Annotated in this window: 12 protein-coding genes; 5 read left to right on the forward strand and 7 right to left on the reverse strand. The window is 64.7% G+C overall.

Annotated features, from left to right (window positions below; translation table 11 throughout):
- Positions 1–17: 17 nt before the first annotated feature.
- The 3 genes from ACSHT2_RS01345 to ACSHT2_RS01355 are packed head-to-tail and all read right to left on the reverse strand — an operon-like array spanning position 18 to position 2633.
- Positions 18–1139, reverse strand: coding sequence for an HD-GYP domain-containing protein (locus ACSHT2_RS01345; protein WP_440640047.1), 1122 nt, complete (start codon positions 1137–1139; stop codon positions 18–20).
- Between the two features lie 58 nt (positions 1140–1197).
- Complete coding sequence (locus tag ACSHT2_RS01350; protein ID WP_271530478.1) at positions 1198–1527, reverse strand: PilZ domain-containing protein; 330 nt, start codon at positions 1525–1527, stop codon at positions 1198–1200.
- On the reverse strand, positions 1524–2633 hold the full coding sequence (locus tag ACSHT2_RS01355) for a DUF2336 domain-containing protein (protein ID WP_440640048.1): 1110 nt from the start codon (positions 2631–2633) through the stop codon (positions 1524–1526). The genes ACSHT2_RS01350 and ACSHT2_RS01355 overlap by 4 nt, the downstream gene beginning before the upstream one ends.
- Positions 2634–2935: 302 nt before the next feature.
- Between ACSHT2_RS01355 and ACSHT2_RS01360 the strand changes: the two genes are divergently transcribed.
- Both ACSHT2_RS01360 and ACSHT2_RS01365 read left to right on the forward strand, forming a co-directional pair.
- Entirely contained in the window at positions 2936–3883 is a 948-nt protein-coding gene (locus tag ACSHT2_RS01360) for a helix-turn-helix domain-containing protein (protein ID WP_440640049.1), read from the forward strand.
- A gap of 50 nt (positions 3884–3933) precedes the next feature.
- Entirely contained in the window at positions 3934–4524 is a 591-nt protein-coding gene (locus tag ACSHT2_RS01365) for an NADPH-dependent FMN reductase (protein WP_440640050.1), read from the forward strand.
- Between the two features lie 97 nt (positions 4525–4621).
- On the opposite strand, the gene ACSHT2_RS01370 is transcribed toward ACSHT2_RS01365, so the two are convergent.
- Together ACSHT2_RS01370 and ACSHT2_RS01375 are read right to left on the reverse strand one after the other, a co-directional pair.
- Entirely contained in the window at positions 4622–6703 is a 2082-nt protein-coding gene (locus ACSHT2_RS01370) for a methyl-accepting chemotaxis protein (RefSeq protein ID WP_440640051.1), read from the reverse strand.
- Positions 6704–6796: 93 nt separating this feature from the next.
- Positions 6797–7237 (reverse strand): DUF1810 domain-containing protein, encoded by a 441-nt coding sequence (locus ACSHT2_RS01375; protein ID WP_440640052.1) that lies wholly within the window; start codon positions 7235–7237, stop codon positions 6797–6799.
- Positions 7238–7357: 120 nt separating this feature from the next.
- Between ACSHT2_RS01375 and ACSHT2_RS01380 the strand changes: the two genes are divergently transcribed.
- From ACSHT2_RS01380 to ACSHT2_RS01390, 3 genes are all read left to right on the forward strand, one after another.
- Positions 7358–8377 carry a DUF2778 domain-containing protein gene (locus tag ACSHT2_RS01380; RefSeq protein WP_440640053.1) on the forward strand — a complete coding sequence of 340 codons (1020 nt, stop codon included), beginning with the start codon at positions 7358–7360 and terminating at the stop codon, positions 8375–8377.
- Positions 8378–8443: 66 nt separating this feature from the next.
- The gene (locus ACSHT2_RS01385) at positions 8444–8701 is read left to right on the forward strand and encodes a hypothetical protein (protein ID WP_024338019.1); all 258 of its coding nucleotides are present in this window, start codon (positions 8444–8446) and stop codon (positions 8699–8701) included.
- A 123-nt stretch (positions 8702–8824) separates the two neighbouring features.
- Entirely contained in the window at positions 8825–9916 is a 1092-nt protein-coding gene (locus ACSHT2_RS01390; RefSeq protein WP_440640054.1) for a TRAP transporter substrate-binding protein, read from the forward strand.
- A 151-nt stretch (positions 9917–10067) separates the two neighbouring features.
- Here the strand turns inward: ACSHT2_RS01390 and ACSHT2_RS01395 are convergent, their stop codons facing one another.
- Positions 10068–10850 (reverse strand): ABC transporter ATP-binding protein, encoded by a 783-nt coding sequence (locus tag ACSHT2_RS01395; RefSeq protein ID WP_440640055.1) that lies wholly within the window; start codon positions 10848–10850, stop codon positions 10068–10070.
- A complete protein-coding gene (locus tag ACSHT2_RS01400; protein WP_440640056.1) occupies positions 10838–11893 on the reverse strand; it encodes a dihydrodipicolinate synthase family protein in 1056 nt (351 codons plus the stop codon). Before ACSHT2_RS01400 ends, ACSHT2_RS01395 begins: the two co-directional genes overlap by 13 nt.
- Positions 11894–11895: the final 2 nt, after the last annotated feature.

An 11895-nucleotide genomic window follows, 5' to 3' on the forward strand; every position in this document is an offset into this window, starting at 1 on the left:
AGGCGTGTCTACCGCGCTCACCGCGTGAGCGCGACCTGCTTGAATGAGTGGAGCAGCGCTTTTTCCAGCTTCCCATTCATCCCGCACAGAATGTTGTAGGCCTCCGCGCGCGGCATGGTCGGCTTGTAGTGCCGGTGCTCGATCAGCGCTGCGAAAATGTCGGAGATCGTTAGAATCCGTACGATGTCGCCAATGCTCTCGGCGCAGAGCGCATCGGGATAGCCACTTCCGTCGAGGTACTCGTGATGATGGCGAACGGCATCGAGTATTTCCGGCGAGATTCCGTCCTGCCCCTTCAGAAATTCGTAGCCGGCGGCCGGATGCGTTTCGATCAGTGCGCGTTCGGCGGCATCGAGGCGGCCCGGCTTGTCGAGGATGGCGAGCGGAATCTGCGCCTTGCCGATGTCGTGGAACATGGCAGCCGAGTAGAGACGTTCCAGGTCGGCCCTGCCGACGCCGAGGCTCAGTCCGAAGTCGATGGCAACGCCGGTCACGAGCAGGCAATGCTGATAGGTTCCTTCGTGATGGCGCCGCACCGTCATGAGCCACTCCGTCAGGCCATGCTGGGTGATACGCTCGGCAATCTGGCGACCGGCTTCCTTGGTGCCGTCGATGTCAAGTGGTTGGCCCAGGGTCACAGCCGTGAACATCGATGCGATCGCGGTCGCCGCGGTCTCGACGGCGTTGTCCGGTTGCAGCGTGTCGCCTGACGAAGCGGATACCCCGTCGGCCGGATCGGCCAGCGCCGCCAGCAGCCTGGTCCGGCTGACCGTGCCGGGCAGGACCAGCGTCGCCCCGAGCGCGTAGGCCTGCGAGATGCAGACGTGGGAGGCGTGCTCGAGCAGGAAAATGCGCTTCCTGGCCTTCGCCAGCTTGCCGGCCCGCTTCTTGATCGCGGCGATATTGTCGACGTCGCGCAGCTCCGCGCGGATGACGATGGCGGCCGGCGTCTGCGACAGCCTGGAATCGGCATCGAGCCGCTCGCCAGCAATGGTGAATTTCTCTTCGAGGATCGCGCAGACGCCTGAGAGCTTGTCGGACGTGTCGGCCAGCACGTGCAGGAAGGGGCGATCCGTTCGCGTCTGACGGATGCCGCCCTCACCATTGACCGGGCCGGATCTGGTTGGCGCGTGCTGCACGATCTGACCTGCACTTTTCGACTGTATGAATGTCAAACAGTAGGTGGAATGTTCGAATCTATTTGCTCTGAGCCGCGGTCTGCGCAGGCGCTGGTGCGCCTGCAGGTTTCTTCTTGCCGTCAGCCGTAACGAAGTGGACTCCAGCCGTGGTGCCGTCGATCCAGACCAGTTCGCAGCGCCGGTAGGCGAGGCCGGTCGACGACAGCAGCATGAAGAACTCCTTGGCCTGGAGCACGTCGAGCGTGCCCTCGACCTCGATCTTGGCGCCGCTTTGCGACACGTCCAGCAATACGCAACGGCGTCGCCAGGTGCCGTCCGACCCCATGAGGTTGACCGGCTGCCTGTGGTCCATTTTCACGCGAGAGGCTTTGCGACCGTCGAATTTCATCGGCTAATCCCCATCTTTGCGCCGCGATGTTCCCGACTGCTCTCCGTGGCGTTCGCGGCAATTTCCCCCCAACGCACCGTCCACTGGCTGGTGGACAGAAGCAGTGTCTCGAAAATGTGCTGCGCGCGTTCGCGCTCGGCGAAGGAAAGCCTTCTGCCGCAGCGATTGCCCAAGATGGCCAACGTGGTCTGCCAGTTCAGCCGCGAGGCACGGCAGGCCATCACGAGACCCTCGCAATCGTCGTCGGTCATGACATGCTCGACGATTTCGATGGGAGCCCCCGAAAGCACCGATAGGGCCGTGACGAGGTTGGCGGTCTCGCCGCGGATGGCGAAGCGGTTCACCGTGGAATCGTTGAGCTTGCCGATGCGGTTGAGCGCGACGATCTCCGGCCGCGCGCTTGCATAGGCGGCCGCGCAGGGCAGCTTGGGGACGATCGGGGCGGCCGCTACTGCTTGAAGCGAGACGGTCGCCTTCGGTCCTGTGCCGGATGTCGGGGCCGGTGAGGTCGACAGCAACTTCCGCATGACCGTGTCGGGCGTGTCCGGCCTGAGGGCCAGCGCCTTCGTGAGCTCATCATCCGTCAGGCACTTCCCGACCAGCGCGGCGTAGGCGGCGTCAGAGAATCGTGCCTCCGTATTGGCGATCAGCGCAATACAAACGCTGCGGAAGCCGCCTTCGATCAGCGTCTCGATCACCGGCGGATCGATCGGCGCGCGGGCTGCGATCGCGCGTTGCTGCCGTTCGCCGCTCGATGCCGCGATCGACTTGAGATCGGCCGTGGACAGTGACTGCGATCTCAGCAAGACGGGGCACGCCACCTCCGGATCGTGGTGTGAGGCGAGACGCCGCACGGTCTTCGGCGGGGCCACCGCGAGCTCGGCGAGTGCCGTGCTGAGCTCGATCAACGCACTGGCCTCAACCCGCTCCGTCAGCCGCAGCAGAACGCCGTCGACCACACTAGCGAGCAATTCCTGAGGCCGGTCGCGGCTGCTGGTGAGCAGCTGCATGATGCCGGAAAGAACGCGTGCGCAGCGGTCCAGCGGACACGTTGCGACCGCGTCCTCCAACTCGACCAGAACATCAGCAGGCGAATTTGCCGTCATGGCAGGGGCCTGAAATTCGAAATAACTTTGACGATCAAACGAGAGCTATTGCGCCTCAAAGTCGTTAATTTTGAATTTTGGATATCGAGGGTCGGGTATTCCAGCACCAGCGGCTGTGCGGGAAACGCTATCGAAATTTGGCGAGAGGGGACGTCCCTGGCTTGTTCCTTCCAATTAGCTCCTCGCCAATTGGTCAGGACACGTTAAGATTGATCCTTTCAGGGTAACGGAAAAACGAGGGGGGAGACGAACCGGCATCGCGGCCGGACGCACGTCGACACGACCTTGCGTTTTTTATTTTCATGAACAGCAATGACGATGTGCCGAAATCGGCACTCAAGACATTTCGCTTTTCAGACGTCGACGAATTTCGAAGTGCCATACGCGGGCTGAATTTCGAATTCACGCCTTTCGTACGGAAGATTTCGGCTGAGCAGACGATCCTGTCGTTGCCCGGCTGCGACGTGAATTTGACGCACGCGTTTCCGCGGGTGGTTGATGCACAGCTCGTCGGGAATTGCACGGCGATCGGCTTCACGATGGACGACCTCAACGTACCCGTTCGCTTCAATGGCTCGCAACGCGCCCGGCCGGTCGTGGTCATTGGCAGCGGCGGCGCGGCCTACACCACCGTTGAGGAGGTGCAGCGACAAATCGCCTCAGTGGTTTTCAGACCGGAGGTGCAGGATCGAGGCTGGCCGCCCACGCTCTCGAGCTTCAAGATTTTTGAAGTCTCCGCGGCCGGCTTGCACCGGCTGCGCACCGTGGTTCGTGAGGTGCTGGCCGAGGCGTCCGACCCGGTCGCGGCACCGGAGCTTTCATTGAAGAGTGCGGCGATGAAGGAGACCCTGCTCGGAGCCGTCGACGATGCCTTCGAAAGCGTCGTTTCGTCCCGCTGGACCCTCGGCCCCAACGACGGGCGGAATTTCAGGACGTTCCAGGACATCCGCGCGCTACTTTCCGAGGATTTGTCGCAGCCGATTTACAGCGATGAGATCGCGCGCAAGCTCGGGCTGTCCGTTCGCACCATGCACGACGTCGTCCGCCGCTATCGGGGCATGAGTCTGCATCGCTATTTGCGCCTGCGCCGGCTGTGGCTGGTGCGGCGGCGGCTTCTCGCCGGGGCCGATAGCGTCAAGGCGGTCGCGCTGGCGTTCGGCTTCTGGCACCTCAGCGATTTCTCCAGAAGCTACCGCGACCAGTTCGGCGAGTCGCCGTCGCAAACGCTGGGCCGCGGTCGCGGCCAATAGTTCGCCAAATCGGGTAGGGACGGACACCGGTTTCGTGCTACCGTCCGGCCATGAGCAATCGCATTCTCGTTCTCTACGGTTCCTACCGTTCCGACCGCATGGGCATCCGCCTTGCGAATTTCGTCATCGATCGGCTGCGCGGCCGCGGCGAGGAGGTCGAATTCATCGACGCCAAGGCGATCGGCCTGCCGATGCTCGACCGTATGTACAAGGAACATCCCAAGGGCGCGGCGCCCGAGGCGCTGGAGAAGCTGGCCGGGCAGATCCGGGACGCGGACGGCTTCGTCTTCGTCACCGGCGAGTACAATTGGGGCATCCAGCCCGGCCTGAAGAATCTCACCGACCACTTCCTCGAAGAATGGTTCTGGCGTCCGGCCGCGATCGTGAGCTATTCCGCCGGCCGACTGTCCGGCGCGCGCGCCGCGACGGCCTGGCACGGCACGCTGTCGGAAATGGGCATGGTGGTGGTGTCGAGCACCATCGGCGTCGGCCCGATCGCGCAGACATTGTCGGCAGATGCAGAGCCGATCGGAGAGGGCGGCAAGGCGCTGGAACGCTCGTTCCCGCGCTTTGCCGACGATCTCTTGTGGTGGATCGAGGCGGCGAAAGCGCAGCGGGCGCGGAAGGCGCCGCCTTACTAAAGCGCGATGCGACCAGGATGAACCGTCATCGCGCTTTAGGTTGTTGTTCAAGCACGATCTTTTCGGAAAACCGCTGCGCACTTTTCCGGATCATGCTTTAAGCGGCCCTGACCTCGCCGAGGAAGCGGTCGAACTGTCCGGCGAGATCGCGCGACTGCGTCGAGAGCTGCTCGGCAGCGCCCAGCACCTCCCTTGCGGCAGCTCCCGTGTCGTCGGCGGCGCGCTGCACGCCGGAGATGTTGCTGTTGACCTCCTGGGTGCCGCGGGCGGCCTCCTGGACGCTGCGGGCGATTTCCTTGGTGGCCGAGCCCTGTTCCTCGATCGCGGCGGCGATCGCGGTGCCGATCTGGTCGATCTCGGCGATGACGTCGGCAACGTTGCGGATGGCGGCCACGGTCTCGTCGCTTGCGGTCTGGATCGCCGTGATCTGCTCGGAGATCTCGGTGGTGGCCTTGGCGGTCTGGCCGGCCAGCGACTTCACTTCGGAAGCGACCACGGCAAAGCCGCGGCCGGCATCGCCGGCGCGGGCGGCCTCGATGGTCGCGTTCAGCGCGAGCAGGTTGGTCTGCTCGGCGATGCTCTGGATCAGCGTGACGACGTCGCCGATCTTCTGCGCGCCCTCGGCGAGTGTGCGGGCGGTGTCGCCGGTGCGGCGGGCGTTGTCGACGGCGCGGGCCGCGATCTCGGTGCTTTGGGCGACCTGCCGGCCGATCTCCGCGATCGAGGAGGTCAGCTCTTCGGTGGCGCTGGCGACGGTCTGTACGTTGGTCGAGGTCTGTTCGGAGGCGGCGGCGACCACCGCGGCCTGGCTGTTGGTCTGTGCCGCCGTCGAGGTCATCGACTGTGCGGTGCTTTCCATGGTCGCGGACGCCCGCGACAGGCCGCCGACGAGCTCGGTGACCTTGGCCTCGAAGGCGCGGGTGAGATTGTCGAGCGCCTGCGCGCGGCGCATCTTGCCGTCGTTCTCGGCCTGCTTCTCGGCGGCGAGCCGGTCGGCCCGGATCATGTTGTCCTTGAAGACCTGAACCGCCGCCGCCATCGCGCCGATCTCGTCGGAGCGCTCGGCGCCGGGGATCTCTTCGGCAAGGTCACCGTCGGCCAGGCGCGACATCCGGCTCGTCAGGCCGACGATCGGGGCGCAGACGCGGCGGCGGACCATCACGATCAGGCCGGCGCTAGCCATCAGCACGGCGAGGAGGCCGACGAGCGCGATGATGAAGCTGGTGCGCGCGGCAGAGGAAGCGTCGGCGAGGATATGCTCGGCGTTGTCATAGAGCGCATCGCGAACGCCGATGATGGAGCCGAGACCCTTTTGCGACGCCGCGTAATAGGTGTCGACGTCGTGCTCATACTTGCCGCTGACGGCACCGTCCTTGACCAGCTTGAGCTCGCGGCCGAATTCCTCGACGTAGCGCGAATTCATCGTCTCCAGTGCGGCGCCGACATTGGCGGGTGTCGCCGGATTGCCGTGCAACTCCATCAGCGACATCACGATCTGGTCGCTGCGGCCCTGCATGCGGGCGACGTCGGCCTTCTCGGCCTCGGTCGCGACCTTCTTGCCGCCAACGAGGTTCTTGTGCACGCTTGCATTGAGGCCGCCGATGTCGCGCAGCGTCATGGCGATGTTGGCGTAATTGGCCTGGCGGTAGGCATCGCCATTGAGAATCGCCATGCGGCGAACCTGCTCGTTCAGCAGCGCCGTGACGCCGGCGTTGAGCACGGCATTGTCGGCGACGACCTTGCGGGCCGCGTCCTTGCGCGCGTCCGCGGGCCCCGCGATGGCCTTGTCGATCGCCTCGCGTAGTCCGGTGAACTTCGAGTTGATGGCGTCGATGCTGCCGCCGATGGCGTTGCCGTCGTCGAACGAGCCGGGCAACTCCTTGCGCAGCGCGTTCATCCTGTCGCGGGCGCCATCGGTCGCCTTGCGCAGCTTGTCGTGCTGGGTGAGCTGCGCCGGGTCGACGGTCGCCGGTCCGTAGAGGATGTTGGTGGCGAAGCCGCGCTCGGGGTTGAGATAGCGCGGGATATCGCTGGCCGCGCGAACGATTGCGAGTCGGCCTTGTGCCTCACCGATCCTGTCCATGGTCTGGTACTTCGTCACGGCGACGTAGACGGCGAGGCCGCCGCCGACGGTCGAGAGCGAGACGATGGCGGTGGTCAGGAGCGTACCGATTTTCATGATCTGTCCGGCAATGGGCGCGGGGAGAAGGATATTCTCCTGAGAATAGGAGGTCCGTGTTAATCGCGGGTTTACGCTGCCGGTCCCGCCAACTCAGCCGGATGTGCGGTCGAGCCTCGACAGGATCTCCAGCGTGGCGCCGTCGCGTTCGCCTGCAAAGTATCGAGCAATCGCCTGATCGAAGACGGGCTCGTCGGACACCGCGCCGAACAGCGTCATCGACGAGCGGAATTTGGCGTCATCGGGTGCGCCGAGAATCGCGTTGATGGTCCGGCCCTTGACGGCGAGCACGAGCCTCGTGCATTCGATCAGGCGCGCCCCGAGGACGGGATGGGCGAGATAGGCCTCGGCCTCCGCGCGGGACTCGATGGCGTAGCGCTGCGACATGGCGCTGAAGCCGAGACCTGCGACCTGCGGGAAGACGAACCACATCCAGTGAGTCTGCTTTCGGCCCCGGGCCAGCTCGGCCTGGACGTCGCGATAGACCGGGTCCTGGGCACGGACAAAGCGGTTGAGATCGAATGGGTCGGTCATTGGATACTTTTGGGAGGCTTTCCGGCCGCGATTATGCCTAACTTTTGGCTCCCAATGTGGTAGCTGGTATAGAGTCTCCGGGTGGGGGTGGGCACCCCCGGGGTCGATTTTGGGGATCTGATGGTTTCCGACGCAGCAAACGCCGAGAGGCTGTTGTCGCGCCGCCGTGTCGGGCGGGCCGAGACGATTTTACTGTCTGTGGCAGCGCTCGCGCTGGCGCTTGGCGTCGCCGCGTGGGTTTCCGATATGGGCGATTCGACCCCGCTGGTCTCGGCCGCGTTGCCGCCGGCCAATGCCCCTTCGTTCGAAGACCGTTTCGCGTCGGCCTCCGGCAGCCCGCCGGCCCGCGAGTTCGGCCTGCGGGCGTTCGAGCGCTCCGCGGTGAATGCGGTCCAGCTCAAGCTGCGAGATGCCAAGGCGATGCTCGCCCAGAAGCTCCAGGGCGACGACTGGCGCTCGATGCTGACCGAGGACGAACAGTCTGCAGCCGAAGAGGCGAGGCCCTCGCAGCGCGCCGACGCCATCCCGATGCCGCGCTCGCGTCCGGTCCAGGCGGATCTGGCCGCCCAGATCGCCTCCAGCCAGGCCTATGCCGATACCGGTTCCAGGGCCGACAACCGCAACTTCTTCGAAAGATTCACCGACAAGATCAAGCTGGCTTCGTTGACGCCGGATAGCGGGCTGCTGACCAAGGCGCCGGATCTCGCCGCGCTCGGCTATGATTCGCGGACCGCGGTCTATGACATCTCGGCCAAGGCGGTCTATCTGCCGAGCGGCGTGGCGCTGGAAGCGCATTCCGGCCTGGGCGCGCTGATGGACAACCCCGACCACGTCGACCGGCGGATGGTCGGCGCGACGCCGCCGGCGACCTACGACCTCAAGCCGCGCGAAAAGCCGTTCCACGGTGTCCGGGCACTGCGCATGACGCCGACTGAGGGCACCAGTGCGCTTGGCCGCGTCGGTCTGCTCACGCATAACTACTTGCTCGGGCCGCGCGGCGATTCCAACGGTTGCGTCTCGATCAAGGACTATGACCGTTTCCTGAAGGCCTACGACAATGGCGAGTTCAACCGCCTGGTCGTGGTGCCGAGCCTGCGCGGGACGGCCACCGCTTCGCAGCGCGCGAGCACCAATTCCTGACCTTGCCTGCGACGGCGGGGGCTGCCGTTTCCCCTTCGTTAAGCCGTCCTCGTCCAGAAGCAGCCCATGAGCGATCCATCAAGTTCCGAAACCCCGCTGCGCACGACGTTCAAGATCAAGCTGAACGGTGACACGTTGGCGATCGCGACCGTCGGTCAGGCCTATCAATTCCTCACCAACTTCAAGTCGGTCGAGTGGATGGAATTTCGCTCCCTGCACGAGGACGCAGTCGCGGCCCTGGAAGGCGCCGCCGGTAACGCCATGCTGGCGGTGCAGGCGACCAACGCCGTGCGCGCGCTGTTCGTCAGCGCCAAGCTGCTCTGAGAGCTCCGTACAGGCCTTCTCCTCGCAACTTGAACTCCGCTATAGGAACGGGCAAACGGTCCGCGAAGACCATCGCCACAAAGCCCATATGTTCGAAATCTACTTCCAGGGAGAGTCCACATCATGAAACGCCGAACATTCCTCAAGGGCGGCGCAGTCGCCGGCGCGACGACGCTGGTTGCTGCACCCGCGATCGCGCAGAGCGCGCCCGAGATCAAGTGGCGCCTGACCTCGAGCTTCCCGAAGTCGCTCGACACCATCTACGGCACGGCGCAGACCTTTGCGAAATACGTCGCTGAGGCCACCGACAACAAATTCCAGATCCAGACCTTTGCGGCCGGCGAGATCGTTCCAGGCCTCCAGGCGCTCGATGCCGTCAGCACCGCATCGGTGGAGATGGCGCAGACCCCGCTCTATTTCTACATCGGCAAGGAGCCGGCGCTGGCCTATGCGACCGGCGCGCCGTTCGGCATGAACCATCGCCATCAGGAATCGTGGTGGCACTTCGGCGGCGGCGCTGATCTCACCAACGAGGCGCTCAAACCCTTCAAGGCGCATGCCATCCTCTGCGGCAATTCCGGCACCCAGATGGGCGGCTGGTTCCGCAAGGAGATCAAGACCGTCGACGATCTCAAGGGTCTCAAATTCCGCATTGCCGGCATGGGCGGCCACGTGCTGGCAAAGCTCGGGGTCGTCCCGCAGCAGATCGCGGGCGGCGATATCTATCCCGCGCTGGAGAAGGGCACGATCGACGCGGTCGAGTTCGTCGGTCCCTATGACGACGAGAAGCTCGGCTTCTACAAGGTCGCCAAATATTATTACTTCCCCGGCTGGTGGGAAGGCGGTGCCATGCTGCACATGATCGTCAACGACGAGAAGTGGAATTCGCTGCCCAAGCAATACCAGGCGATCGTCAACCAGGCGGGCGCGGCGGCCGGTGCCTGGATGCTCGAGAAATACGACAGCGTGAACCCGGCCGCGCTGAAGCGGCTGATCGCGAGCGGCACTGAGCTGAAAGCGTTCCCGCAGCCGGTGCTGGAGGCCTGCTACAACGCGACCCAGGACCATCTGAACGAGCTCGCCGCCAAGAGCGACCTGTTCAAGCGGACCAAGGAAAGCCACGACGCGTATATGAAGGAGCTGCTCTTCTACACGCAGATCGCGGAGAACTTCTACGACAATTACCTGCTCAGCAAGATGCGCAACAAGAGCTGACGTGAGGGGCGCGGTGTTCACGCCGCGCACCGTCATTCCGGGGCGCGCCGCTTGGCGCGAGCCCGGAATCCATTTCATCGCGTGTTTTGCTGCCCAATGGATTCCGGGTTCGCGACTTCGTCGCGCCCCGGAATGACAGCGGACCGGCTGTTTACGCCGTCCCCAACCCGAGCTTCGCATAGATCCTTCGCGCATAGGCGCCGAACGCATCGGTCGTCTTGAGCGGAAGGTCGCGCGGGAAGGGCAGGTCGATCGTGAAATAGTCGGCCATCTTCGCCGGGCCCGCCGTCAGCACGGCGCAATGCGAGGACAGGAACACGGCTTCCTGGATCGAGTGGGTGACGAAGATGATGGTCTTGCCGCTCTCCCGCCAGATCCGCAGCATCTCCAGATTCATCTGCTCGCGTGTCAGCGCGTCCAGCGCACCGAACGGCTCGTCCATCAGGATCAGTTTCGGATCGTGGATGAAGGCGCGCGCGATCGCCGTGCGCTGCTGCATGCCGCCGGACAATTGTTGCGGATATTTCTGCTCGTAGCCGGCGAGCCCGACGAGGTTGAGCAGGTCGCGCGCCCGCGCGCGCGCGGCCTTCATCGGCAGGCCGACGATCTCGGCCGGCAGCAGCACGTTGTCCAGGATGGTGCGCCATTTCAGCAGCAGCGCCTGCTGGAACACCATGCCGATGTCGCGGCTCGGATCGAACGGGCTCCTGGCATTGCCGATTTTCACGGTGCCGCCGTCGGCGTCATGCAGGCCTGCCAGGATCTTCATCACGGTGGTCTTGCCGCAGCCGGACGGGCCGACCAGCGAGACGAGCTCACCTTCCTGCACGTCCATGGTGACGTCGGACACCGCCAGAAACTCGGTGCCGCCGCTGCGATAGACCTTTCGGACGCCTTGCAGGCTGATGAAGGGGGCCGAGCTCATGCCAGCCATTTGTCCAGGTTTGCGGCGACGAAGGCATCGTCGCTGAGGTCGGCGTGCTCGCGCGTGACGCGATCGATCTCCTCCTTCTGTCCGGGGCTGAGGCCCTCGTCGGGATCAAGGCACCACAGGCCCTTCATCAGGCCCTGGCGCCGCAGCACTTCATGGCAGCCGGCGATGCAGCCGTGAAAATTGTTGGCGACATCGAAGAAGGCGCTGTTGCAATCGGTGACGCGGGCATCGAGCGCGAGCAGGTCGGCCGGAATGCTGTCCTTGTGCCGCGCGGCCTTGCAGCGTTCGAACTGCTTGATCGCGCTCGCGGTCCAGACCGACCAGTGGCCGAGCAGACCGCCCTTGAAATAGGTCCGCGTGGTGACGCCCTTGTCGCGGAGATCGAACGGCAGCGTCAGGTCGAGCAGGATATGGTCGTCATTGCCGGTGTAGAGCGCGACGCGGTCGAGCGCGCCGGCGGCCGCGACGCCGCGCAGAACATCGAGGGTGCGGTAGCGGTTGAACGGTGCGATCTTGATCGCAATGACGTTGTCGATCGAGGCGAAGCGCTGCCAGAACCGGCTCGACAGGACGACGCCGCCGACGGCAGGCTGAAGGTAGAAGCCAACCAGCGGAATCTCGGCGGCCACGGCGGTGCAATGCGCGATGATCTCGTCTTCGGAGGCGCTCTTCATCGCGGCGAGGCTGAGCAGGCCCGCATGGTAGCCGATGTCGCGCGCGGTGCGGGCCTCGGCGGTCGCCTGGCTGGTTGGCCCGGCGAGGCCTGCGACCAGCGCCAGCGGCCGCCTGGTCCAGTTCGCCGCGGTCTCGGCGGCGAGCTCGAGCACGGGGCGGTAGAGGCCGACGTCCCGGATCGCGAACTGCGTGGTGTGCACACCGACGGCAAGGCCGCCCGAGCCGGCGTCGATGTAATAGCGCGTCAGCGCACGCTGATGCGTCTTGTCGAGCTGTCGCTCGGCGGTGAGCGCGAGGGGATGCGCCGGCAGCACGGTGCCGTCGGCGATCAGCTTGCGGATCTCGCTGTTGATCTGGCTGTGGTGCATGA

Origin of the sequence: Bradyrhizobium sp. PUT101 (genome assembly GCF_052043945.1) — a bacterium.
Classification (GTDB): Bacteria; Pseudomonadota; Alphaproteobacteria; order Rhizobiales; family Xanthobacteraceae; genus Bradyrhizobium.

Bases quoted from the DNA above. Each gene is read 5' to 3' on its own strand.
- ACSHT2_RS01380 (WP_440640053.1), top strand. From the start codon at position 7,358: ATGGTTTCCGACGCAGCAAACGCCGAGAGGCTGTTGTCGCGCCGCCGT.
- ACSHT2_RS01365 (WP_440640050.1), top strand. From the start codon at position 3,934: ATGAGCAATCGCATTCTCGTTCTCTACGGTTCCTACCGTTCCGACCGC.
- ACSHT2_RS01390 (WP_440640054.1), top strand. From the start codon at position 8,825: ATGAAACGCCGAACATTCCTCAAGGGCGGCGCAGTCGCCGGCGCGACG.
- ACSHT2_RS01350 (WP_271530478.1), bottom strand. From the start codon at position 1,527: ATGAAATTCGACGGTCGCAAAGCCTCTCGCGTGAAAATGGACCACAGG.
- ACSHT2_RS01360 (WP_440640049.1), top strand. From the start codon at position 2,936: ATGAACAGCAATGACGATGTGCCGAAATCGGCACTCAAGACATTTCGC.
- ACSHT2_RS01400 (WP_440640056.1), bottom strand. From the start codon at position 11,893: ATGCACCACAGCCAGATCAACAGCGAGATCCGCAAGCTGATCGCCGAC.
- ACSHT2_RS01395 (WP_440640055.1), bottom strand. From the start codon at position 10,850: ATGGCTGGCATGAGCTCGGCCCCCTTCATCAGCCTGCAAGGCGTCCGA.
- ACSHT2_RS01375 (WP_440640052.1), bottom strand. From the start codon at position 7,237: ATGACCGACCCATTCGATCTCAACCGCTTTGTCCGTGCCCAGGACCCG.
- ACSHT2_RS01370 (WP_440640051.1), bottom strand. From the start codon at position 6,703: ATGAAAATCGGTACGCTCCTGACCACCGCCATCGTCTCGCTCTCGACC.
- ACSHT2_RS01385 (WP_024338019.1), top strand. From the start codon at position 8,444: ATGAGCGATCCATCAAGTTCCGAAACCCCGCTGCGCACGACGTTCAAG.
- ACSHT2_RS01355 (WP_440640048.1), bottom strand. From the start codon at position 2,633: ATGACGGCAAATTCGCCTGCTGATGTTCTGGTCGAGTTGGAGGACGCG.